Below are 24,701 nucleotides of genomic sequence, written 5' to 3'. Positions count from 1 at the left end.
TGAAGAACATTGCAAGCTGTTAATGCGGCGGAAGCGCGCAAACCCCGCCGTGACGCACCACAACCCCCGAAGAACCGGCGTCAGCGCCATATTCTGCGATAACGCCGCCCTCCTTCGCGCCCGTTGACAGGCGCGCGCATTACTGCAAAATCTTGCAAATCGACTTGGAAAGCTTTGCACTTTTCAGGCAAGAGGGAGCAGGCGTGATGGGGAAGAAGAACACCCTTCGCAACACGGTGCACGCGATGGTGGCGGCCGCAGCCCTGCTGAGCGTCGTCGGCGCGCAGGCCGCTTGCGCCCAGTCCAACGCGCAAGCTGACGCCCTGAGCGAACTGAGGCAGCGCCCGCCCCAGGACGAGGTGATCTATTTCCTGCTCCCCGACCGGTTCGCCAACGGCGATCCCGCCAACGACCACGGCGGCTATGCGCCCCAGCGGCTGGTGAGCGGCTTCGACCCGACCGACCCCGACTTCTACCATGGGGGCGATCTGGCGGGGGTGATCCAGCGGCTGGACTATATACAGGGCCTGGGCGCGACGGCCGTGTGGCTGGCGCCGATCTTCAAGAACAAGCCGGTTCAGACGCGCGGAAACTACACCGGCGCGGCGCACCACGGATACTGGATCACCGACTTCACCACGGTCGATCCCCATTTCGGCGACGAGGCGACGATGCGCGCCCTGGTCGACGCGGCCCATGCGCGGGGCATGAAGGTCTATCTGGACATCGTGGCCAACCACACCGCCGACGTGATCCGCTATCGCGAGTGTCCCCGGAACGACTGCGCCTATCGCAACCGCGCCGACTATCCCTATACGCGCAAGGGCGGGGTGGACGGGGCGCCGATCAACGACGGCTTCGACGGCCGGGACTTCTCACGCCTGACCCGGCCCGACTACGCCTACACCCCCTACGTCCCGGCGGGCGAGGAGAACGCCAAGGTTCCGGCCTGGCTGAACGACCCGATCCGCTATCACAACCGGGGCGAAAGCACATTCTCGGGCGAGAGCAGCCTGGACGGCGATTTTGCCGGTCTGGACGACCTGCTGACCGAAGACCCGGTGGTCGTTCAAGGCATGATCGACATCTTCGGCGGCTGGATCGACCGATACGGCATAGACGGCTATCGCATCGACACGGCCCGCCATGTGAACGCGGCGTTCTGGCAGGCCTTCATCCCCGCCATGATCGCCCGCGCCGAGGCCAAGGGCATCCCCAACTTTCACATCTTCGGCGAGGTCTATGACCCCGAACCGGCGGTCACGGCGCGGTTCACGCGGGTCGACGCCTATCCGGCCGTTCTGGACTTCCCGTTCCAGAAACAGGCGACCGACGTCGCGGCGGGCAAGGTCGGGACCGACGCCCTGGCCAGGCTGTTCGACGCCGACGCCCTCTATGCGGACGGGGCCGACACGGCCGCCATCCTGCCGACCTTCCTGGGCAATCACGACATGGGGCGGATCGGCTTCTTCGTGAAACAGGCGAACCCGGAGGCCGACGACGCCGAACTGCTGGCCCGGATTGAACTGGCCCATGCGCTGATGATGTTCAGCCGGGGCGTGCCGACCCTCTACTACGGCGACGAACAGGGCTTCGCCGGCGCGGGCGGATACGGAAACTCCCGCCAGGACATGTGGCCCAGCCGCACGCCGGTCTATGCGGACGAGACGCCCGTCGGCGGCCGCCAACCGGCCTATTCAACCGATGCGCCGCTTTACCGGGCCATCGCGGAAATGGCGCGCCTGCGCGCCGCCGAACCGGCGCTGCATCGCGGTCGCCAGATCGTGCGCGCCTCGGGCGACAAGCCGGGCCTGTTCGCCCTGTCGCGCCTGACCGACGACGGCGGCGAGGTGCTGGTTCTGTTCAACAGTTCGACCGCCCCCGTCGCAGCCCAAGTCGAGGTGGAGCCCGGCTCGCTTCGGTGGCAGGCTTTGCGCGGCGACTGCGCCGCCCGTTCGTCGGCGCCCGCCAGCGTCGCCGTTCGCGTTCCCCCTCTCGACTACCTCGTTTGCAAGAGCGTTCCGTGACCGCCCAACCCCTCGACCTTTCCCCGGCGGACGCCGCATCGATCCCGGCCGCAGCGAGCGACTGGTGGCGGGGCGCGGTCCTGTATCAAATCTATCCCCGCAGCTTCGCCGATTCCAACAATGACGGCGTCGGCGACCTGAGGGGGATCGCCGACCATCTGGATCACGTCGCCAGCCTGGGCGTGGACGGGGTGTGGCTGTCGCCCTTCTTCAAGTCGCCGATGAAAGACTTCGGCTATGACGTATCGGACTATTGCGACGTCGATCCGATCTTCGGAACCCTGGCCGACTTCGACGCCCTGGTCGCGCGCGCCCATGCCCTGGGGCTGAAGGTCGTTATCGACCAGGTGTTCTCGCATACCTCGGACGAACATCCCTGGTTCACCGACAGCCGCGCCAGCCGAAACGGCGAACACGCCGACTGGTATGTCTGGGCCGACGCCAAGCCGGACGGCTCGCCGCCCTCGAACTGGCAGTCGGTCTTCGGCGGCCCGGCCTGGACCTGGGACGCGCGGCGCGGCCAGTATTACATGCACAACTTCCTGGCCTCCCAGCCCCAGCTGAACGTCAGGAACCCGGCGGTGCAGGACGCCCTGATCGCGGCGGCGCGCTTCTGGCTGGACCGGGGCGTGGACGGCTTCCGGCTGGATGCGATCAACTTCGCCATCCACGACCCGTCCCTGCGCGACAATCCGCCCATCGACGACGGCAAGAAGCGGACGCGGCCGTTCGACTTCCAGGACAAGATCTACAACCAGTCCCACCCCGACATCATCGGCTTCCTGAACCGCATCCGCGCCCTGACCGACAGCTATGACGCCCGGTTCACGGTGGCCGAGGTCGGCGGCGACCATGCCGACCGCGAGATGAAGGAATTCACCGCCGGAAACGACCGGCTGCATTCGGCCTATGGCTTCCTCTACCTCTATGCCGACACGCTGAAGGGCGAACTGATCGGTCAGGGCGACGCCATGTGGCCGGACCAGCAGGGCGAGGGCTGGCCTTCCTGGACCTTCTCCAACCACGATGCGCCGCGCGCGGTGTCGCGCTGGGCCAAGGGGCGCGACGAAAAGGCCTTCTCGGAGATGGCCCTTCTGCTGCTGATGTGCCTGCGCGGCAATGTCTTCGTCTATCAGGGCGAGGAGCTGGGCCTGCCCCAGGCCGAGGTGCCGTTCGAGCGGCTGGTCGACCCCGAGGCCATCGCCAACTGGCCCCAGACCCTGGGCCGCGACGGCGCCCGCACGCCGATCCCCTGGATCGCCTCGGCGCCGAACGCCGGCTTCTCCACCGTTGAGCCCTGGCTGCCGGTCGATCCGCGTCATCTCGCGCTGGCGGTGGACGCGCAGGAGGCGGACCCGACCTCGATCCTGCACGCCGCGCGCCGCATCATCGCCCTGCGTCAGGCCCATCCGGCGCTGCGGACCGGCGGGCTGGAGATCGAGAGCGCGGGCGACCTGGTGGTCTTCCGCCGGTTCGAACGGGCCGAGGGCGGCGAGCGGCTGCTGTGCGTATTCAACCTGGGCTTTACGGCCATGGACTGGTCGCCGCCCGTCGGGGCGCGCCGGATCGCGGCGGTCAACTGGACCGAGACGGACGGCGCGGCGCTGAGGCCGCTGGCCGGCCTGATCTTCGCCGACGCCGGATGACGGGGTCAGCCGCCGCAGGTCTCGCGAACGATCAGCTCGGTCGGAACGCGTTCGGAACGGCCGGCTGCAGCGCCGCCGTGGTCCAGCAGTTTGGACACCATCAACCGACCGGCCTTCATCGTGTCCTGGGCGATGGTGCTGAGCGCCGGGCGCGAGTAGCGGCTGAACGGCACATTGTCGAAACCGATGACCGAGACCTGACCCGGCACCTCGACGCCCGCGTGCAGCAGGGCGCGCACGGCGCCCAGGGCGATCTGATCGGACGCCGCCACCACCCCGTCGAAGGCGACTCCGCGTCGGATCAGGGCGTCCACGGCGGCCTCGGCGGATTCGACCTCGAAATGGGCCGGCACGATCAGGTCGGCGTCCACGTCCAGCCCGCTTTGGCTCAGGGCGTCCAGATAGCCGCGATGCCGCTGCATGGCCTCGGGCGGATCGAGGTCGCCCAGGAAGACGATGCGCTTTCGCCCCAGCCGCGCCAGATGCAGCGTCGCACGTCGCCCGCCGGAAATGTTGTCCGAGCCGATGGAGCAGTAATCCTGGTCGGGCAGTTCGGCGCCCCAGACGACGAAACGATGGTCGGCGTCGACCAGACGGTTGAAGGCCGAATGCAGGCTGGACTGGCCCAGGAAGATCACGCCATCCGCCCGGCTGGTGTTCAGCGCGGCCGACAGCTCGTCATAGTTGGCGGGCGAGATATGGCTCATCAGCAGGTCGCAACCGCGTTCGCGCGCCGCCTCGCCGACCCCGGCCAGAAGCTCCAGGAAGAAGGGGTCGCTGAGGCGCCCTTCCCGCCCCTGCGGGCGCGGCACCACCAGGGCGATGGTGCCCTGGGCGCCGATGGGACCGGCGGGCATGTGGCGGCGGAAAGGATAGTCGTGCTCCTTCGCCAGCTTCCAGATCGTCTGTTTGGTGCGATCGTTGACGGCGGGGCTGTCGTTCAGGGCGCGCGAGGCGGTGGCGATGGACACGCCGGCCAGGCGGGCGATGTCTTCCAGACGGGTGGTCTTGCGGCTCAAGGTCGCGGGTCCTCACAGCAGCATGGTGAAGCTGCAAAATTTTCTGCAAATATTTCAGCCACCGTTCGCGGCGGTTGGCAAGAGGCGGCGTAACGGAGTGTCCATGATGCAGCGCAGATCCTTCCTGGCCCTTGGCGGCGTGTCGATCCTGGCGCTCGGCGCGACGGGCGTGCGCGCCCAGACCGCGCCGAACCATGCTCGCGCCTCTTCGCCCGGCGGCGTGCTGACGGTCGAGGCCTTCACCGACAACGATGGACGGCCGATGTATTCGGTGCTGCGTCAGGGCCGGGTCGTGGTGGCGCCGTCAAAGCTGGGCTTCCTCCTGACCGACGCGCCGGCCATCGAGCGCGGCCTGGCCCTGACGGCAGGCCAGCCGGTCACGGTCGACGACACCTGGGAGCAGCCCTGGGGCGAGCGGCAGTTCATCCGCAATCATTACAACGAATGGCGCGTCGCCTATGCCGAGACGGGGGGCCTGCAGCGCCGCGTGGACGTGGTCTTCCGCCTGTATGACGACGGCCTGGGCTTCCGTTACGAATTCCCGGACCAGCCCGCGCTGAAGACCGTCCGCATCGGTTCGGAACTGACCGAGTTCAACCTGGCCGAAAACGGCGAGGCCCTGTGGTGCCCGGCCTGGGAATGGAACCGCGAGGAATATCTCTACAGCCGCACCCCCATCGATGCGGTCGGCAGCGCCCAGACGCCGATGACGGTTCGGGGCCAATCGGGCCTGCATGTCTCCATCCACGAGGCCGCCTGCATCGACTATGCAGGGATGAACCTGCGCCGGTCGGAGGAAACGAAGTTCCGCGCCCAGTTGACGCCGGGCCTGACCAATGCGGCGGTGGTGCGCGAGGCGCCGTTCAACACGCCCTGGCGGACGCTTCAGATCAGCGACGGCGCGGCGGGCCTGCTGGATTCCAGCCTGATCCTGAACCTGAACGAGCCGAACACGCTGGGCGACGTCAGCTGGTTCAAGCCGATGAAATACGTCGGCGTCTGGTGGGAGATGCATCTGGACCTGAAGACCTGGAACGCCGGGCCCAAGCACGGCGCGACGACCGAGAATGCGATCAAACACATCGACTTCGCCGCCAAACACGGGCTGGGCGGGGTGCTGGTCGAGGGCTGGAACAAGGGCTGGGACGGCCAGTGGTTCGCCAACGGCTCGGACTTCAGCTTCACCGAAGCCTATCCCGATTTCGACATCGAGGCGGTCTGCGCCCACGCCCGCGCCAAGGGGGTGCAACTGATCGGCCACCACGAGACCGGCGGCAACGCCTTCCACTACGAACAGCAGCTGGAACCGGCCATGGCGCTGTACGAACGGCTGGGCGTCCATTCGGTCAAGACCGGCTATGTCGCCGATGCGGGCGGGGCGCGCGTCGCCGGGCCGGACGGGCGGATGGTCATGGCCTGGCACGAGAGCCAGGCGATGGCCCAGCACCACATGCGCGTGGTCGAGGCCGGCTATCGCCACAAGGTCGCCGTCAACGCCCACGAGCCGTTCAAGGACACCGGCCTTCGCCGCACCTATCCCAACATCATCAGCCGCGAGGGCCAGCGCGGCATGGAATATTCGGCCTGGGGCAACCCCGGCAATCCGCCCGAGCATGAGCCGAACCTGGTCTTCACCCGTCTTCTGGCCGGGCCGATGGACTATACGCCCGGCATCTTCGGCATGGAGACGCGCAGCCCCGGCGGGGTGCAGACGACCTGGGCCAAGCAACTGGCGCTCTATGTCGTGATCTACAGCCCGATCCAGATGGCCGCCGACCTGCTGGTCAACTACGAGGCCAACCCCGGTCCGTTCCAGTTCATCAAGGACGTGCCGGTCGATTGGAGCGAGAGCCGCACGCTGGACGCCGCCATGGGCGACTATGTCGTCACGGTTCGCAAGCAACGCGGCACGGATGTCTGGGCCCTGGGCGCCGTCACCGACGAGCATCCGCGCGTGCTGAAGGCCCCGCTCGACTTCCTGGACGCCGGCCGACGCTACCGCGCCGAAATCTATCGCGACGGGCCGGACGCCGACTACAAGGGCAAACGCGAGGACATCGTGATCGAGCAGCGCGAGGTGACGTCTGTTGATGTGCTGACGTTAGCCTTGGCGCCGGGCGGCGGTCAGGCGATCCGGTTCGTGCCGGTCGGCCGGGCGCGACGCGGATGACCCTCCTATCCCACCGCCCGCGCCTGTCCGGCCTGGCGATCTGGAACATGTGCGTCGGCTTCTTCGGCATCCAGATCGGCTTCGGCCTGCAGAACGCCAACACCAGCCGGATCTTCCAGACGCTGGGCGCCGAGGTCGACAGCCTGGCGATCCTGTGGATCGCCGCGCCGCTGACGGGTCTGCTGGTGCAGCCGATCATCGGCCATTTCAGCGACAGGACCTGGACCCGGTTCGGCCGGCGGCGGCCCTATTTCCTGATCGGGGCCATCGCCACCACCCTGGCCCTGATCGCCATGCCCAACAGCCCCAGCCTGTGGTTCGCCGCGGCCATGCTGTGGATCATGGACGCCTCGATCAACATCACCATGGAGCCGTTCCGCGCCTTCGTCGGCGACAATCTGCCGGAGGAGCAGCGCACCACCGGCTATGCGATGCAGAGCTTCTTCATCGGCGCGGGGGCGGTCTTCGCCTCGACCCTGCCGTGGATATTGTCCAACGTCTTCCACGTCGCCGCGACAGCCCCGGCCGGGGTCGTGCCCCTGTCGGTCAAGATCGCCTTCTACGTCGGCGCCGCCGGTCTGTTCTCGGCCGTGCTGTGGACCGTGCTGTCGACGAAGGAATACAGCCCCGAACAGATCGCCGCCTTCGAACGCGCCCGCGCCCCGGTCGCCGACGACGACACGGCCGAGGCCCCGGCCCGGTCGGTGCGGGGATGGCTGGGGTCGGGCCTGATCTGTCTGGTGCTGGGGATGCTGGCGCTGGGCCTGATCGCGGCGCTGCGGCTTGAGAAGGAGCTGCTGATCCTGGGCGGCTTCCTGGCCGGGTTCGGCCTGCTGCAGATCGCCGTCGGCATGATGCAGCGCCGCGGCATGGTCAACGCCGCGACCGAAATCCTGAACGACATCTTCCGCATGCCCGAGACGATGCGCGGCCTGGCTGTCGTTCAGTTCTTCAGCTGGTTCGCCCTGTTCGCCATGTGGATCTACACCACCGCCGCCGTGACCCGCGTCCACTACGGCGCGACCGATGCGACCTCGGCCGCCTACGCTGCGGGCGCGGACTGGGTGGGGGTTCTGTTCGGGGTCTATAACGGCGTGGCGGCCCTGGCGGCCTTCACCCTGCCGGTGCTGGCGAAGCGGATCGGACGCAAGGCGACCCACGCCATGATGCTGATGCTTGGCGCCGCCGGCCTGTTCGGCGTCTTCGCCATCCGCGAGCCGGGCCTCTTGTGGCTGCCGATGATCGGCGTCGGCTTCGCCTGGGCGTCGATCGTCTCCATGCCCTACGCCATCCTGTCGGCGGCGGTGCCGGACCGAAAAATGGGCGTCTATATGGGGGTGTTCAACATCTTCATCGTGGTGCCGCAACTGCTGGCCGCCACCGTGCTGGGCCTGATCCTGAAGACCCTGTTCGACGGCCAAGCCATCTGGGCGCTGGTGCTGGGCGCCGCCTCTTTCGTGCTGGCGGCGGGCAGCGCGCTGATGGTCAAGGAGCATCGCGGATGAACCGTCGGGGTCTTCTGGCCCTCATGGCCGCCCTGCCCTTCGCCGGCGCGGCGCGTGCTGAGGGCGCCCTCGCGGGCGGGCGGTTGGTAATGCATGATGCGGTCGCGTCGGCCCATGTGAAGGCGCGCAACGTCTCGGTCTGGCTGCCGCCCGGATACGAGGCGTCCGACGCCACCTGGCCTGTTCTCTACATGCACGACGGCCAGAACCTGTTCGATCCGGCCACGGCCAACTTCGGCGAATGGGGCGTGGACGAGCATCTGATGCGGCTGATTGCGAGCGGTCAGGTGCGGGCTCCAATCGTGGTGGGGATCTGGAACACCGACCTGCGGCTGCGGGAATATGTCCCCGCCGACCTGATCGCCGCCCTACCCGCCGACATGCGCGACGAAGTCCAGGCCATCTACGGCGGTCCGTCCTTGTCCGACGGCTATCTGCGGTTCCTGGTCGAGGAGTTGAAGCCCCTCATCGACGGCGCCTACCGCACCCTGACCGGTCCGCAGGACACGATGATCGTCGGCTCCAGCATGGGCGGCTTGATCTCCATGTATGCGGTGATGAAACGGCCGCAGGTCTTTTCGGCCGCCGCCTGTCTGTCCACCCATTGGCCGCTGAAGGTCGAAGGGCTTGAGCCCGGCGCGGCGCTGGACGCCTGGCGCACGCGGCTAGTCGCCGCCTGGACCGGCGTGATCGAACGCGGCCTGCCCGCGCCGAGCGATCACCGCTTCTATTTCGACCGGGGCGACGAGACGCTGGATCAGTTCTACGCCGCCTTCCAGACCCAGGTGGACCAGACCTTCCGCCGTCGCGGCTATGGCCCCGAAGATTTCCGCAGCCTGGTCTTCCCCGGCGCCCAGCACAATGAGGCGTCCTGGAACCAGCGTCTGGACGTTCCCCTGACCTTCCTTCTTTCCCCCGCCCCCACGCGCAACCCGTGAGGACCACAATGCGTCACTTCCGTACCTTCTGCCTCGCCGGCGCCGCCGGTCTGGTCCTCGCTTCCGCAGCGACCGCCCAATCGGGTGTCGCCCCCGGCGCGCCCGGCGCCCCGCCCGTCTGGTCCAGCGCGGCCAAGACCGGCGCGGGCGCCTCTTACGAGGCCTATGTCGACGGCCAGTATCGCGACGGCGGCCCGACCGGCGCGGTGTCCAAGGTCTGGTATTCCATCGCCGACGGCGTCCTGACCGAGACCATGTACGGCCTGATCCACGAGGCCCAGATCAAGGCCCTGCGTTTCGCCGGCGTCCCCGCCGACGGTCTTGTCGTCGAAGGGCCGGACACCACCAGCCGCACCGAATATCTGCACGTGGATGCGCAAGGGCGTCCGCTGTCGCCCGCCTATCGCATCACCACACGCGACAAGAACGGGCGCTTCCAGATCGAGAAACAGATCTTTAGCGATCCCGACCGCAACGCCCTGGTGCTGCGCGTCACCATCACGGCGCTGAAGGGCGATGTGACGCCCTATCTGATGCTGGAGCCGCATATCGCCAACACCGGGATCGACGACCGGGGTGCCGTGACGCGAGACGGCTTCCACGCCTGGGAAGGCGACACCCATCTGGTTCTGAAGCCCAGCCAGGCGTTCGAAAAGGCCAGCGTCGGTTTCGTCGGAACCTCCGACGGTCTGACCGATCTTCAGGACGGCAAGCTGGACTGGGCCTACGCCTCGACCGGCGATCAGGCGGGCAACACCATGATGACCGGCGCCCTGCCCCGGATGCGTGAAAGCAGCCAGATCACGCGCGACTTCGTCATCGGCTTCGGCCACAGCGAGGCCGAGGCCCGCGCGGCGGCCGACGGGTCGTTCGCCACCGGACTGGACGAGGTGCTGGCCCGTTTCAACGGCGAGGGCGACCGTGTGGGGTGGGAGGATTACATCGCCTCCCTGACCGAACTGCCGCGCATCGCGCAGCAGGCGACCGACGGCGGCAAGCTGGCCTACGCCTCGGCCCTGATGCTGAAGGTGCAGGAGGATCGCACCCACGCCGGCGCCCTGATCGCCAGCCTGTCCAATCCCTGGGGCGACACGGTGGACGCCTCCAAGTCCTCGACCGGCTACAAGGCCGTCTGGCCGCGTGACTTCTATCAGGTGGCGATGGCCCTGGCGGCGCTGGGCGACAAGGAGACGCCGCTGGCGGCCTTCAACTATCTGCCCCAGGTGCAGGTCGGGCCGAACACGCCCGGCAACACCGGCGTCGGCGGCTGGTTCCTGCAGAAGACCCATGTGGACGGCGAACTGGAATGGGTCGCGGTCCAGCTGGACCAGACGGCGATGCCGATCATGCTGGGCTATCGTCTGTGGAAGATGGGCTGGCTGTCCGACGCCCAGATGACCGAACACTATCGCTCCATGCTGAAGCCGGCGGCCGACTTCCTGGTCGACGGCGGCAAGGTCGGCCTGTTGTGGAACGACGCCGAGATCAAGCCGCCCTTCACCCAGCAGGAACGCTGGGAGGAGCAGCAGGGCTATTCGCCGTCCTCGACCGCCGCCGTGGTCGCGGGCCTGACGGTCGCGGCTGAAATGGCGCGCGTATCCGGCGACGCCGCCAACGCCGCCCGCTATCAGGCCGCCGCCGACGACTACGCCGGCAAGATCGAAGCGCGGATGTTCACCACCAACGGCGACTTCGGCGACGGACGCTATTTCATCCGCATCACCCAGAATCAGGACCCCAACGACAAGGCCCCGATCGGCGCCGCCAACGGCCAGGTCGCGCCGCCGGAGGACAGAGTGGTGGACGGCGGCTTCCTGGAGCTTGTGCGCTATGGCGTTCGCAAGGCCGACGATCCGCACATCGTCGCTACCCTGCCCGTCTATGACGATCAGGCGCTGGAGCCGCTGTACCGCGTCCGCTACGACTTCGGGCCAGAGGGCGACAAGACGCCGGGCTGGCGTCGTTACGGCGTCGACGGCTATGGCGAGGATCATGTCACCGGCGCCAACTACGGCGTCGGCGGTCAGATGAGCCCCGGTCAGCGCGGGCGGGTCTGGCCCTTCTTCACCGGCGAACGCGGTCACTATGAACTGGCCCGCGCCAGCGTGAACGGCGCGCCCTCCCCCGCCGACATCGCCGCCATCCGCCAGACCTATGTGCGCGGCATGGAACGGTTCGCCAACGACGGCCTGATGCTGGCCGAACAGGTTTGGGACGGGGTCGGAAACCCGACGGCGAAGGACTACGCCCTGGGTCAGAACACGGACTCGGCGACGCCCCTGGCCTGGACCCACGCGGAATATCTGAAGCTGCTGCGGTCGCTGGCCGACGGCAAGGTCTGGGACAGCTACGATCCGGTCCACGACCGTTACGCCCGGTAAGAACGAAAATCCCCCGGTCATCGCTGACCGGGGGATTTCCATATGTGCGCCGAGCGAGCCTTCGCCCGCTCTATGGAACGAAGCGGCTGGAAATCAGAACGCCGCCTTCAGGGACACGACGAAGGCGTCGTCGTAACCGGCCAGATTTGTGTCGTGATAACGCAGGTCCAGGCCGAGCTTGTCGGTCAGAGCGTAGGTGCCGCCGACGTTCCAGGTCGTATAGTCCGAGCCGGGATCGAAGGTCTGACGTCCCACGGCGCCGGACAGCGAAATCTTGTCCGAGACCGTATAGGCGCCGTTCAGCTCCCAATAGACGGACTCGTTGTCCACCCCCCAGGAGTCGGGCGAATAATAGACGGCGCCGCCGATGGTCGCCGGACCGAAGGCGCGTGAAGCCGCCGCCTTCAGCTCGACATTGTCATAGCTGACCCCAGCCGGCGCGCCGACATAGGTATAGGCGACCACGCCGAAGTCGAAGGCGAAGCCGCCGGCCTCGGTCTTGTAGCCGCCATAGAGATCGACTTCGGCGTCGGTGCCGTCGCCGAAGTCCACGTTGGACGCCCACGCGCCGGCGTAGAAGCCGCTGTCGGTGGAGAAGTCGACCCCGCCCTGGACAGCGAAGTCCTTGTCCGTCTGGGTCAGGCCGCGGAACACATAGTTGTTGGTGACGCCGACATTGTACGCCACTTCATCGGCCAGGGCGGGCGCGGCGCCGAAAACGGCGACGACGGCGGCTGCGACGACGGCGGCGCGAAACAGGTTCTTGCTCATAGTCTTATCCCCTCATGTTTTTGATGGTCGAACCGGCGGTGAAAACCGGGCGCGGGGATGGAGCCGCGCCCGGTCGCCGGATCAGTGTTCCAGCGCTTCGCCGTGCAGCGAGGTGTCCAGGCCGGCCGCCTCTTCCGCCTCGCTGACCCGCAGTCCCGTGGTGAACTTGCAGATCATCAGGATGATCAGGGTGCCGACGGCGCTGTAGACGATGGTCCAGAGCAGTCCCAGGGCCTGGGCGCCGACATTGGCGCCTTCCGACAGGCTGTTGATCGCGGTCGTGGCGAACACGCCGGTCAGCAAGGCGCCGATCAGACCGCCCGCACCGTGGATGCCGAAGGCGTCCAGGCTGTCGTCGTAGCGCAGCAGCTTCTTGACCCACACCGACGAGGCGTAGCAGGCCGGACCGGCGATCAGGCCGATGATGACCGCGCCCTTGGGATCGACGAAACCGGCCGCCGGGGTGATGGCGACCAGACCGGCGACGACGCCCGACAGCATGCCGATCAGCGAGACCTTCTTCTTCTCGATATATTCGACGATCTTCCAGGTCAGGGCGGCGGCGGCGGCGGCCAGCAGGGTGTTCAGCAGCGCCACGCCCATCAGGTCGTTGGCCGTGCCCGCCGAGCCGGCGTTGAAGCCGATCCAGCCGACCAGCAGCAGGCTGGCGCCGATCATGGTCAGGACAGGATTGTGCGCCAGGATCGGCTCGACGCCATACCCCTTGCGACGGCCCAGAACGATGGCGCAGACCAGACCTGCGACGCCGGAGTTGACGTGAACCACCGCGCCGCCGGCGAAGTCCAGCACGCCCGCCGAACCCAGGAAGCCGCCGCCCCAGACCCAGTGACAGATCGGCGCATAGACCAGGAGCGACCACAGGGCGGTGAACAGCAGAAGCGCCGAATATTTCATCCGCTCGGCGAAGGCGCCCGTCACCAGCGCAGGCGTGATGATGGCGAAGGTCATCTGGAAGGAGATGAACAGGAACTCAGGGATCCCCGGCAGCAGGGCGTTGGCGGTCTTCAGCGACACGCCGTTCAGGAACAGCATGTCCAGGCTGCCGATGAAGGGCTGAAGGCCAGCCGAGGGATTGGCCCCGAAGGCCAGGCTGTAGCCGGCGATGAACCACACCAGCGACACCACCGCGAAGACGCCGACGGACTGGGTGATGGTGGCGATCACGTTCTTCTTGCGCACCATGCCGCCGTAGAACAGCGCCAGACCGGGGAGGGTCATCAGCAGAACCAGGGCGGTCGAGGTGCCGAGCCAGGATGCGCCGGCGCTATCCAGCTCCAGCGCGGCCTGATGACCCAGCAGGGCCGGCGCCCCGGTCTGCGCCTGGGCGGCCCCGGCGCCGATAAGACAGAGTGTGGGAAGGACGAGGCCGGCGGCCCCGATAAGTCGTTTTCCAAGCTGCGACATGAATTAGTACCCCCTATGCAATCTCGCAGTTGCGAAGGTTTTACTGCAATTGCGAGACGCGCAAGGGGCAAGAGGGCAAACAGCGCAACTTTCTTGCAACGGACTGGTCATAAAAAGTTAAGGGCGCACGATCATTCGATCGTGCGCCAAAATCATGATTTCAGATTGCCGTTAAAGCCAAGGTTGGCGAAACGATTTTCGCAGCCTGTCGGGCGGATTCAGGCCCAGTGCATCTGCACCCGATGCGCCGCCGCCCAGTGGATGGCGCGGATGGCGTCGATGACCGCCTCGGTGGCGGCGCGCGTGCCCAGTTCGCCGCCCAGATCGGCGGTCACGGCGCCGGCGGCCAGAACGGCGGCGACGGCGGCCTCGATCGAATCCGCCTCGTCCTCCAGCTTCAGGCTGTGACGCAGCAGCAGGGCTGCCGACAGGATGGCGCCGACGGGATTGGCCAGGTCCTGACCGGCGATGTCCGGCGCCGAGCCGTGGATCGGCTCGAACAGCCCCGGCCCGGCCGTGCCCAACGAGGCCGACGGCAACAGGCCGATGGAGCCGCCCAGCACGGAGATCTCGTCCGACAGAATGTCGCCGAACATGTTCTCGGTCAGGATCACGTCATAGTCGCGCGGCTTCTTGATCAGGTGCATGGCCATGGAATCGACCAGGGCGTGCTCCAGCGTCAGGTCGGGAAATTCCTCGGCGTGGATGCGGGTCACGACCTCGCGCCACAGGCGGCTGGTCTCCATGACATTGGCCTTGTCGACCGACGTGACCTTTCCGCGACGCTGGCGGGCCGTCTTGAAGGCGGCGCGGGCCACGCGCTCGATCTCCTCGACCGAATATTCGCACAGGTCCGTGGCGCGGTCGGCGGTGCGTGTTTTCTCGCCGAAATAGACGCCGCCGGTCAGTTCACGGAAGACGATCAGATCGACGCCTTCGACGATCTCCTTCTTCAGCGGTGAGCGGTGGGCCAGGACGGGCGAGACCTGCAACGGGCGCAGATTGGCGAACAGACCCATGGCCTTGCGGATTGCCAGCAAACCCTCTTCGGGCCGCACGCGCGACCCGTCCCACTTGGGTCCGCCGACCGCGCCCAGCAGCACGGCGTCGGAGGCCAGGCAGGCCTCGCGCGTATCGGTCGGAAGGGCCTCGCCCGTGGCGTCGATGGCCGCCCCGCCGATCAGATGTTCGGTGAAGACGAAGTGGTGCCCGTAGAAGTCGCCGATGACGCGCAGCACGTCGCGCGCGGCGTGCGTCACCTCCGGCCCCACCCCGTCGCCGGGCAGCAGGACGATCTCATAGGTCTTGGTGGCGGCGGTGGTCATCGGACGGTCTCTCTCGATCGCTCGTAGGCTTCGATCTCTGGCAGGTTTGATTGCAGCCAGCCCAGGGTGTCCACCCCGTCCAGCAGGCATTGGCGGGCGAAGGATTCGACCCCGAACGGGACGGGCTGGGCATTGCCGCGCCGGATCTCGTTCGCCTGGAGGTCGATCGTCACAGGCTGATCCGGCTGCGACGCCAGATCGTCCCAAACGGCCTGGCTGACGACGATGGGCAGAAGGCCGTTTTTCAGCGCGTTCGATGTAAAAATGTCAGCAATCTCGGTCGAGATCACCGCCCGGAAGCCATAGTCGTAAAGCGCCCAGGGCGCGTGTTCGCGCGACGAACCGCAGGCGAAGTTCCGTCCCGCCAGCAGGATGCGATGCTCTGTCGGGTCAATGCGGTTCAGGATCGCCTCGGGCTTTTCCGACCCGTCCGCCTCATAGCGCCAGTCGTGGAAGGCCGCCTTGCCCAGCCCCTCGCGCGTGGTGGTGGTCAGGAACCGCGCCGGAATGATCTGGTCCGTGTCGATATTGTCCTGGCTGAGCGTGACCGTCCTTGAGGTCAGGGTGATGAAGGGCTCAGACATTTTGCGCTCCCGCCGTCTCGCGCAGATAGACGCGCGGATCGGTCAGCACGCCCGCCACCGCCGTCGCCGCCGCCGTGGCGGGGCTGGCCAGAATGGTTCGGGCGTCCTTGCCCTGACGCCCTTCGAAGTTGCGGTTGGAGGTCGAGACGGCCAGTTGCCCCGGCGCGACGACATCGCCGTTCATGGCGATGCACATCGAACAGCCCGGAATGCGCCATTCGGCCCCGGCGGCGATGAAGACCTGATCCAGCCCTTCGGCCTCGGCGTCGCGACGCACGGCCTCGGACCCCGGCACCACCAGCATCCGCAGGCCCGGCTTGACCTTGCGGCCGCGCAGCACCTCGGCGGCGGCGCGCAGGTCCGGCAGGCGGCCGTTGGTGCAGGAGCCGATGAAGACCACGTCCACCGGCTGGCTGGTCGTCGCCTCGCCTGCCGTGAAGCCCATATAGGCGATGGCCTTGCGGTCCGAGTCCGACTGGGGCTGCGGCACGGGCGATCCGATGGGCGCGCCTGCATCGGGCGTCGTGCCCCAGGTCGCCATCGGACGGATGGCCGCGCCGTCCAGCACGACCTCCTTGTCGAACACCGCGCCGGGATCGGTGGCCAGTTTCAGCCATTCAGCCGATGCAGCCTCATAGTCCGCCGGAACGTGCTTGCGCCCGCGCAGCCAGTCGAGGGTCGTCTGATCCGGCGCGATCATGCCCGCGCGCGCGCCCGCCTCGATGGACATGTTGCACAGGGTCATGCGCCCTTCCATGTCCAGCGAGCGCACCGCCGCGCCGGCGTATTCGATGACATAGCCGGTGCCGCCGCCGAAGCCGATGGCGGCGATGACGGCCAGCGCCACATCTTTCCCCGACACGCCCGGCTGCAGTTCGCCGGTCACAGTCACGCGCATGGACTTGGCCTTGCGCTGCAACAGGCACTGGGTCGCCAGCACATGGCCGACTTCCGATGTGCCGATGCCGAAGGCCAGGGCGCCGAACGCCCCGTGGGTCGCCGTATGGCTGTCGCCGCAGACCACGGTCATGCCCGGCTGGGTCAGGCCCAGTTCCGGCCCCATGACATGGACCACGCCGCGATCCTCTGAGCCCCACCCCGCCAGCGGCACGCCGTGGGCGGCGCAGTTGCGCTCCAGCGTATGGACCTGGGCCTCGGCCTGGGCGGTGACATAGGGTTTCAGGCCGTCCGGCCCGGCCGGCAGGGTCGGGGTCGAATGGTCCAGGGTGGCGTAGGTGCGGTCGGGACGGCGGACCTTCAGGCCGCGCGCCTCGATCTCGCTGAAGGCCTGCGGGCTGGTGACTTCGTGGACCAGATGCAGGTCGATATACAGCACCCCCGGCGTCTCGGCCGTTTCCGACCGCACGACGTGGGCGTCCCACACCTTGTCGAACAGGGTCTTAGGCATGTTCGGTCACGCGTTTCTCGGCGATGGAGCCAATGGGCTCCAGCCAGCCGAAGGCGTCGGGCGTCTCGCCGGTGAACAGGCCGCGGAAGGCGGCGTTGATCGCCCTGGTCACGGGCCCGGGTCCAGCGGCGCGCGTGGTGATGCCGTCCACCGAACGGACGGGCGTGATCTCGGCCGCCGTGCCGGTCATGAAGATTTCGTCGGCCAGATACAGGGCCTCGCGCGGCATGGCCTGTTCGATGACCTCATACCCCCGCGCCTTCGCCAGCTTGATGACGCTGTCGCGGGTGATGCCCATCAGGATGGAGTTGGCGGCGGGCGGGGTCATGACCTTGCCGTCCTTGATGACGAACAGGTTCTCGCCCGCGCCTTCGGACAGACGTCCGTCGACGCCCAGGGCGATGCCTTCACCGAAGCCGCCGACGCGCGCCTCGCGTCCGATCAGATAGGAGGACAGATAGTTGCCGCCCGCCTTGGCCGCCGACGGGGTGGTGTTCGGCGCCGTGCGGTTCCAGCTGGAGACACAGGCGTCCACGCCCTTCTCCAGCGCCTCCTCGCCCAAATAGGCGCCCCACGGGAAGGCGGCGATGGCGATGTCCACGTTCATGTTTCCAGGCGCGGGCGTCACGCCCATGCCGCACTGGCCCAGGAAGGCGATGGGGCGGATGTAGGCCGAACGCAGCCCCTCGGCCCGCACGACCGACTGACACGCCGCGGCCAGTTCGTCCTCGGTATAGGGCAGTTGGATGTGATAGATGCGCGCGCTGTCGAACAGGCGGCGCACATGCTCGCGCAGGCGAAAGCCGCAAGGGCCGTTCGGCGTGTCATAGACGCGGATGCCCTCGAACACCGAGGTGCCGTAGTGGAGCGCATGGCTCATCACGTGAATCTTCGCGTCGGCCCACGGCGTCAGTTCGCCGTTGATCCAGATCTTCTCAGCCAGCGGCTGCATTGGCGGTCTCTTTCTTCAGTCTGGTCCGACGCCTCAGGCGGCTTCGGACCGCATCGCTTCGTCAGGCAGGCGGCGAACGCCGAACAGCCGGTCGATCTGGCGGCCCAGATTGTCCAGACAGCGGGCGGCGTCGCGGCCGCGCACCGTCAGGGCGATGCGGCGGAAGGCGCCTTCATCGAACATGCTCATGCCGTCGATGTGGAAACCTCGACGCTCCACCAGACCGATGAGACGCTGAAGCGAACCGTCCGCACGGTCGATCTGGATGTGGATCGTGTCGCTCATCTCAGGAGCCCTCCATCATTTCAGCGTTGTTCTTGCCCGGCGGAACCAGCGGCCAGACATTGTCTCGGGGATCGATGACCACATGGGCCAGGCAGGGGCCGTCGGCGGCCAGCAGGCGCTGGATGCCGTCCGACACCTGATCGCGGCGATCGATGCGGAAGGCCTCGACGCCGAAGGCTTCGGCGACCTTCACGAAGTCCGGGTTGTCGGACAGGTCGATCTCGGAATAGTTCTCGGCGAAGAACAGCTCCTGCCACTGGCGCACCAGACCCAGCGAGGAGTTGTCGATCAGCACGATCTTCAGCGGGATGCCGTAACGCTTCAGCGTCGCCAGCTCCTGGATGTTCATCATGAAACCGCCGTCGCCGGCGATGGTCACGACCGTCGCGGACGGATCGGCCAACTTGGCGCCGATGCCGGCGGGCAGGCCGAAGCCCATGGCCCCCAGACCGCCCGAGGTGATGTGGGCTTCCGGCTTGGCGAAGCGGCAGTGCATGGCCGCCCACATCTGATGCTGGCCCACGTCGCAGGCGGCGACGAAATCATCGCCCGCCGCTTCAGAGATTTCCTTCAGCAGGGCGGGCGCATAGACCCCCTCACCCGGCGCGTCATAGCGGTGCGCGCCGTCCTTGGCCGAGCGGACGCAATCGCCGGCCCAGTCCTGGATGTCCAGGGCCGCGCCCGCGCGCATACGCTGGGTCAGGGCCTCGACCCCTTCGCGCAGTTCGCCGACCACGGCGACATTGGCGCTGCGCAGCTTGCCGACTTCCGAGGCGTCGATGTCGAAATGGACGATGCGGGCGTTCGGCGCGAACTCGGCCAGCTTGCCGGTGGCGCGGTCGTCGAACCGGGCGCCGACGACGATCAGCAGATCGCTGTCCTGAACCGCGTGGTTGGCGGCGCGGGTGCCGTGCATGCCCAGCATGCCCAGCATGCCGTGCGCGTCGGTCGGGATCGTGCCCAGGGCGTTCAGGGTCGAGACCTGCGGGATGCCCGTCGCATCGACGAAGGCGCGCACGGCCTCCGTCGCGCCGCCGATCTTCACGCCGCCGCCGATATAGACCAGCGGCTTCTTCGCCGCCCGGATCGCCGCCTCGGCGGCGGCGACGGCGTCGTGATCGACGCGCGGCGTCTGATTGGGGATGTTGAATCCGAAGTCTTCGGTCGTCGTCTCGAACTGGACGTCCTTGGGCAGATCGACCAGCACCGGCCCCGGACGGCCCGAGGCGGCGATATGGAACGCCTGTTCGATCGCCGCCGGCACCTCGGCGGCCGAACGGACCAAGATCGAATGTTTCACGATGGGCAGCGTCACGCCCAGGATGTCGATCTCTTGGAAGGCGTCCGTGCCCATCAGGCCTTGAGCGACATTGCCGGTGATGCAGACCATAGGCACCGAATCCATCATCGCATTGGCGATGCCCGTGACCAGATTGGTGGCGCCGGGACCGGACGTGGCCATGCACACCCCAACCTTGCCGCTTTTCCGGGCATAGGCATCGGCCGAAAAGGCCGCGCCCTGCTCGTGGCGGACCAGGATGTGCTTCAGCTTCGATCCCGCCAACGCGTCATAGACCGGCATGATGGCGCCGCCCGGATAGCCGAACACCACCTCCACCCCCAGCCGCTCCAGGGTGGAGATCAGCAGGCGCGCCCCCGATCGGGAGGCGGCCTCGGCTTGAGGTTTGAAGGCGGCGGCGGTCATCAGGCTCGATCCGGTCTGGTGCTGGGCTCAGGCCGCTTCGGCTTTGGGCGTGTTCAGCCAGGCCATCCGCTCGCGCAGACGGGCGCCGACCTGTTCGATCTGGCTTTCGCGGTCCGCCTTCAGCCAGGCTTCGTACTGCGGCTTGCCGGCGTCGTTCTCGGCGATCCAGTTGCGCGCGAAGGTCCCGTCCTGGATCTCGTCCAGGATGGTCTTCATCCGTGCCTTGGTCTCTTCGGTGACGACGCGAGGACCCGAGGCGACGGCGCCGTATTTCGCCGTTTCCGAGATGAAGTGGTGCATCTTGGAGATGCCGCCTTCGTAGAACAGGTCCACGATCAGCTTCAGCTCGTGCAGGCATTCGAAATAGGCGATCTCGGGCTGGTAGCCGGCCTCGACCAGGGTGTTGAAGCCCTGCATGACCAGTTCCTTGGCGCCGCCGCACAGGACGGCCTGTTCGCCGAACAGATCGGTCTCGGTCTCTTCGCGGAAGGTGGTCTCCAGCAGGCCGCCGGTCGCGCCGCCGTTGCCCTTGGCGTAGCCCATGGCGCGGTCGCGCGCCTTGCCCGTGACGTCCTTCTCGATGGCGAACAGCGACGGCACGCCGCGGCCGCGCTGGAACTCGCGGCGGACCAGATCGCCCGGTCCCTTGGGCGCGACCAGGATTACGTCCATGTCCTCGCGCGGCTTGATGCGCTCGTAGATGATCGAGAAGCCGTGGGCGAACAGCAGGGCCGAACCCTGCTTGGCGTTCGGCTCGATGACGTCGCGATAGACGTCGCCCTGAACCATGTCGGGCGTCAGGATGGCGATGATGTCGGCGTCCTTGACCGCCTCGGCCGGCTCGGCGGTCGGGATGCCGTCTTCGGTGGCGTGTTTCCAGCCCGTGCCGCCGTGGCGGACGCCGGCGACCACGTCATGGCCGCTGTCGCGCAGGTTCTGGGCGTGGGCGCGGCCCTGCGAGCCATAGCCGATGATGGCGATGCGCTGACCGCCGATGGCGCCCGGCTTGATGTCTTCGTTGGTGTAGATGGTGATGGCCATGGGGATCAGGCGTCCTGAGCAGCGTTGGTCTTGTGGGATGCCGGAACTTGCGCCGGCGGCGGGTTGGGAATGGTGACGGCGCCCTGGGCGGCCGAGGCGACCGAGGAGCGGTATTTGGCGAAGACACCTCGCGCCGGGCGGACTACGTGGGGCGTAAAGCCCGCCCGGCGCGTCGCCAGATCGGCGTCAACGTCGATCCGGCGGTTGGTGACGTCGATGGTGATGCGATCACCATCGCGAATGAGGGCGATCGGGCCGCCGACGGCGGCTTCCGGCGAAACGTGTCCGGCGACGAAGCCGTAGCTGGCGCCCGAGAAGCGGCCGTCGGTCAGCAGGGCGACGTTGTCGATCTTGCGCCCTTTCAGGGCGGCCGTGACCTGCAGCATCTCGCGCATGCCGGGACCGCCCTTGGGGCCTTCGTAGCGGATGATGATGACGTCGCCTTCGCCCACCGAGCCGTCCTGGACGGCGTGGAAGGCGTCTTCTTCCGAATCGAACACGCAGGCCGGACCTTCGAAGACATCGACCTTGTGGCCCGTCAGCTTGATGACCGCGCCTTCCGGGGCGACGTCGCCATAGATGACGGCGTAGCTGCCGCGCGCCATGACCGGAGCGTCGAAGCGGGTCACGACCTGCTGACCCGGCGCCTCCTCGGCCTCGGCCGCCTCGGCGAACAGACTGCGGCCGGTAACGGTGGGGGTGTTCACGATCTTGCCTGCCTCGGCCATCCGCTGCGTGACCAGGCGCGTGCCGCCCGCCGCGAACAGGTGCGAGGCCAGGAAACGGCCGCCCGGCTTCAGGTCGCAGATGACCGGCGCCTCGACGCAGGCCTGGTGGCAGTCCTCGACGCCGAAATCGACGCCGGCCTCAGCCGCAATGGCCGTCAGGTGCATGACCGCATTGGTCGATCCGCCCGAGGCCGACACCGCGACGGCGGCGTTCTTCAGGCTGGCGCGGGTGATGTATTTGCGGGCGGTGTCGCCGGAGAAGACGCGCTCGACGATCAGCCGTCCGCAGCGTTCGCCCTCGGCCGCCTTGTTGGGATCGACGGCCGGAACATCGTTCGCGCCCATCGGGCTGATGCCCATAACCGACAGGGCCATCGCCATGGTGTTGGCCGTGAACTGACCGCCGCAGGCGCCCGCGCCGGGGCAGACCGCGCTCTCGACCGCCTTCAGGCCCGCATCGTCCAGCGCGCCGGCGGCGTGGGCGCCGATGGCCTCGAACACCTCCTGGACCGAGACCTCCTTGGTCCCCCCAGGAGCAGGCAAGACGCCCGGCAGGATGGTGCCGCCGTAATAGACCAGGCCGGGGATATCCATCCGCGCCAGGGCCATGGCTGCCGCCGGGATGGTCTTGTCGCAGCCGACGATGCAGACGACGCCGTCCAGCTGGTGCCCCTCGATGGCCAGTTCGATCGAGTCGGCGACGACCTCGCGGCTGATCAGCGAGGCCTTCATGCCCGCCGTGCCCATCGAGATGCCGTCGGTGACGACGATGGTGTTGAAATCGACCGGATAGCCGCCCGCCGCCACGATGCCCGCCCGCACGTCCTTGGCCAGACGATCCAGATGCATGTTGCACGGCGTGACCGTCGACCAGGTGTTGACGATGCCGATCATCGGCTTGTCGAAGTCGGCGTCCTGCATGCCGGCGGCGCGCAGATAGGACCGGGCGGCGGCCCGGTTCGGACCAGCCGTCACCGCCGCGCTGCGCGCATTGGGCTTCTTGGGCGCCCCTTGGGGCTGAGAGGTGGAATCTTGCGTCATCGGTCCGGCTTGTCTGGAACCGCCGCGCACTAAAAACCCCGCTTCCTTTCGGGAGCGGGGTGGTGCGAGGCGATCCTGAGTGTGTTGGGGTTCAGGTCACGGGCATCCACGCCGCTTGGCTAAGCAGGCCAATAAGTACGGTGAGAATGAGTACGGTCAGCGCCTGGGAGGCCGAGGTCGCGTGGACGGGAACCGCAAAAGCGGCGGCGTCCTTCCTGATTGCGCGCGTCATCGTGGCCACGAGGGGCTCCCCTGTTCTGACGCCAAGAAACCATACGGCTCGCTGCAACGCAACCGGATGCAGCAAAATTTTTGCCGGTCGAGTGCTGATTTTCGTGTTTAAGGGTGTTTCTTGCCTGAAGGCCGCCTTGAGTAACAGTCGGCAGCCCGTTGTGACGGGCTTGGGGTTGAAACCCGCCCCGCGCGCGGTCATTGAGACGCACAACGATAAGCCATAGCTCAGAGGAACCCACCATGACCGTTCGCGTCGCCATCAACGGCTTCGGCCGCATCGGCCGTCTCGTCCTTCGCTCGATCTACGAGCATGGCCGCAAGGACATCGAGGTCGTGGCGATCAACGACCTGGGTCCGGTGGAGACCAACGCCCACCTGTTCCGCTACGATTCGGTCCACGGCCGCTTCCCCGGCACGGTGACGACGGGCGAGGACTGGATCGACATCGGCACGGGCAAGATCAAGGTCACGGCCGAGCGCGACCCCGCCAACCTGCCCCATGCCGAGTTGAAGGTGGACATCGCCTTCGAATGCACCGGCATCTTCACCTCCAAGGACAAGGCCTCAGCCCACCTGAAGGCCGGCGCCAAGCGCGTCCTGGTCTCGGCCCCGGCCGACAACGCCGACAAGACCATCGTCTTCAAGGTCAATCAGGACACCCTGACCGCCGACGATATCGTCGTGTCGAACGGTTCATGCACCACCAACGCCCTGGCCCCGGTGGCCAAGGTGCTGAACGACCTGTTCGGCATCGAGCGCGGCTATATGACCACCATCCACTCCTACACCGGCGACCAGCCGACGCTGGATACGATGCACAAGGATCTGTACCGCGCCCGCGCCGCCGCCCTGTCGATGATCCCGACCTCGACCGGCGCCGCCAAGGCCCTGGGCCTGGTGCTGCCGGAACTGAAGGGCAAGCTGGACGGCTCGTCGATCCGCGTCCCGACCCCGAACGTCTCGGTCGTGGACCTGAAGGTCGTCGCCGCCCGCGAGGTGACGGTGGAAGAGATCAACGCTGCCCTGCAGGCCGCTGCCGACGGCCCGATGAACGGCGTCCTGTTCACGACGACCGATCCGCTGGTCTCGCACGACCTGAACCACATCGCCGCCTCCTCCACCGCCGCCCTGCCCCAGACCCAGGTCGTCGACGGCAAGCTGGCCCGCGTGCTGAGCTGGTACGACAACGAATGGGGCTTCGCGACCCGCATGGCCGACACCGCCCTGGTGATGGCGAAGTTCCTCTGATGACCAAATGGGCGCTGACGATCCTTCTGGTTCTGTCAGCGCCCATAGTGTTTTACGTGGGCAGAACCGCGCTAGACCTTCCTCACTATGTCAACGAACAATGGGTTGCAGGAACTCTGCTGAGCAGCGGCGGACTGTGGAATCTCTTTCTTCGCCTCATCCCAGTTCTATGGCTCTTGTGCGGAGCTTGGGTGGTTGTGGTTTGGCGACAAAGACCACCTACTCCGCATAGGCAACGCGTACTCACCCTATTCGTCGGCGGCCTGCT

General features: G+C 67.2%; 18 protein-coding genes. 7 read left to right on the top strand and 11 right to left on the bottom strand.

The window, feature by feature from the left end; translation table 11 throughout:
* The first annotated feature begins 206 nt into the window (after positions 1-206).
* Positions 207-2,027 (top strand): alpha-amylase family glycosyl hydrolase, encoded by a 1,821-nt coding sequence (locus ACWPV3_RS06450; protein ID WP_453977278.1) that lies wholly within the window; start codon positions 207-209, stop codon positions 2,025-2,027.
* Complete coding sequence (locus ACWPV3_RS06445; RefSeq protein WP_453977277.1) at positions 2,024-3,673, top strand: alpha-amylase family glycosyl hydrolase; 1,650 nt, start codon at positions 2,024-2,026, stop codon at positions 3,671-3,673. Before ACWPV3_RS06450 ends, ACWPV3_RS06445 begins: the two co-directional genes overlap by 4 nt.
* Before the next feature lie 5 nt (positions 3,674-3,678).
* On the opposite strand, the gene ACWPV3_RS06440 is transcribed toward ACWPV3_RS06445, so the two are convergent.
* Positions 3,679-4,692 (bottom strand): LacI family DNA-binding transcriptional regulator, encoded by a 1,014-nt coding sequence (locus tag ACWPV3_RS06440; RefSeq protein ID WP_292086312.1) that lies wholly within the window; start codon positions 4,690-4,692, stop codon positions 3,679-3,681.
* A 103-nt stretch (positions 4,693-4,795) separates the two neighbouring features.
* On the opposite strand from ACWPV3_RS06440, the gene ACWPV3_RS06435 reads away from it, so the two are divergent.
* Genes ACWPV3_RS06435 through ACWPV3_RS06420 form a run of 4 tightly spaced genes read left to right on the top strand, consistent with a single transcriptional unit; the run spans position 4,796 to position 11,686 of the window.
* On the top strand, positions 4,796-6,862 hold the full coding sequence (locus ACWPV3_RS06435) for a glycoside hydrolase family 97 protein (RefSeq protein WP_453977276.1): 2,067 nt from the start codon (positions 4,796-4,798) through the stop codon (positions 6,860-6,862).
* A complete protein-coding gene (locus tag ACWPV3_RS06430; protein ID WP_453977275.1) occupies positions 6,859-8,367 on the top strand; it encodes an MFS transporter in 1,509 nt (502 codons plus the stop codon). Before ACWPV3_RS06435 ends, ACWPV3_RS06430 begins: the two co-directional genes overlap by 4 nt.
* Positions 8,364-9,305 (top strand): alpha/beta hydrolase, encoded by a 942-nt coding sequence (locus tag ACWPV3_RS06425; protein WP_453977274.1) that lies wholly within the window; start codon positions 8,364-8,366, stop codon positions 9,303-9,305. Before ACWPV3_RS06430 ends, ACWPV3_RS06425 begins: the two co-directional genes overlap by 4 nt.
* Before the next feature lie 8 nt (positions 9,306-9,313).
* A complete protein-coding gene (locus ACWPV3_RS06420) occupies positions 9,314-11,686 on the top strand; it encodes a glucan 1,4-alpha-glucosidase (RefSeq protein WP_453977273.1) in 2,373 nt (790 codons plus the stop codon).
* A gap of 93 nt (positions 11,687-11,779) precedes the next feature.
* On the opposite strand, the gene ACWPV3_RS06415 is transcribed toward ACWPV3_RS06420, so the two are convergent.
* The 10 genes from ACWPV3_RS06415 to ilvD all read right to left on the bottom strand — a co-directional run bounded on the left by ACWPV3_RS06415 (position 11,780) and on the right by ilvD (position 22,951).
* Positions 11,780-12,457 carry a TorF family putative porin gene (locus ACWPV3_RS06415; protein ID WP_312733934.1) on the bottom strand — a complete coding sequence of 226 codons (678 nt, stop codon included), beginning with the start codon at positions 12,455-12,457 and terminating at the stop codon, positions 11,780-11,782.
* An 81-nt stretch (positions 12,458-12,538) separates the two neighbouring features.
* On the bottom strand, positions 12,539-13,882 hold the full coding sequence (locus ACWPV3_RS06410; RefSeq protein WP_453977272.1) for an ammonium transporter: 1,344 nt from the start codon (positions 13,880-13,882) through the stop codon (positions 12,539-12,541).
* Positions 13,883-14,100: 218 nt separating this feature from the next.
* Positions 14,101-15,207 (bottom strand): 3-isopropylmalate dehydrogenase, encoded by a 1,107-nt coding sequence (leuB, locus tag ACWPV3_RS06405; protein ID WP_453977271.1) that lies wholly within the window; start codon positions 15,205-15,207, stop codon positions 14,101-14,103.
* Complete coding sequence (leuD, locus tag ACWPV3_RS06400) at positions 15,204-15,791, bottom strand: 3-isopropylmalate dehydratase small subunit (protein WP_453977270.1); 588 nt, start codon at positions 15,789-15,791, stop codon at positions 15,204-15,206. Before leuD ends, leuB begins: the two co-directional genes overlap by 4 nt.
* Complete coding sequence (gene leuC / locus ACWPV3_RS06395) at positions 15,784-17,199, bottom strand: 3-isopropylmalate dehydratase large subunit (protein ID WP_453977269.1); 1,416 nt, start codon at positions 17,197-17,199, stop codon at positions 15,784-15,786. The genes leuD and leuC overlap by 8 nt, the downstream gene beginning before the upstream one ends.
* The gene (locus tag ACWPV3_RS06390; RefSeq protein ID WP_453977268.1) at positions 17,192-18,151 is read right to left on the bottom strand and encodes a branched-chain amino acid transaminase; all 960 of its coding nucleotides are present in this window, start codon (positions 18,149-18,151) and stop codon (positions 17,192-17,194) included. Before ACWPV3_RS06390 ends, leuC begins: the two co-directional genes overlap by 8 nt.
* A gap of 33 nt (positions 18,152-18,184) precedes the next feature.
* Positions 18,185-18,436 (bottom strand): ACT domain-containing protein, encoded by a 252-nt coding sequence (locus ACWPV3_RS06385; RefSeq protein WP_292086300.1) that lies wholly within the window; start codon positions 18,434-18,436, stop codon positions 18,185-18,187.
* Position 18,437: 1 nt separating this feature from the next.
* Positions 18,438-20,141, bottom strand: a complete 1,704-nt coding sequence (gene ilvG, locus ACWPV3_RS06380) for an acetolactate synthase 2 catalytic subunit (RefSeq protein WP_453977267.1) — start codon at positions 20,139-20,141, stop codon at positions 18,438-18,440.
* A 27-nt stretch (positions 20,142-20,168) separates the two neighbouring features.
* Positions 20,169-21,182: a ketol-acid reductoisomerase gene (gene ilvC, locus ACWPV3_RS06375; RefSeq protein WP_453977266.1), complete on the bottom strand. Its 1,014-nt coding sequence runs from the start codon at positions 21,180-21,182 to the stop codon at positions 20,169-20,171.
* A gap of 5 nt (positions 21,183-21,187) precedes the next feature.
* Positions 21,188-22,951 (bottom strand): dihydroxy-acid dehydratase, encoded by a 1,764-nt coding sequence (gene ilvD / locus ACWPV3_RS06370; protein ID WP_453977265.1) that lies wholly within the window; start codon positions 22,949-22,951, stop codon positions 21,188-21,190.
* A gap of 474 nt (positions 22,952-23,425) precedes the next feature.
* Here ilvD and gap point away from each other — a divergent pair, with 474 nt between their 5' ends.
* A complete protein-coding gene (gene gap / locus ACWPV3_RS06365; protein WP_453977264.1) occupies positions 23,426-24,433 on the top strand; it encodes a type I glyceraldehyde-3-phosphate dehydrogenase in 1,008 nt (335 codons plus the stop codon).
* The last annotated feature ends 268 nt before the right edge of the window (positions 24,434-24,701 follow it).

This window comes from Brevundimonas sp. Marseille-Q4549 (assembly GCF_976940555.1).
The sequence above is the reverse complement of the archived record's forward strand: the minus strand, read 5'-3'. Positions and strand labels throughout refer to the sequence as shown.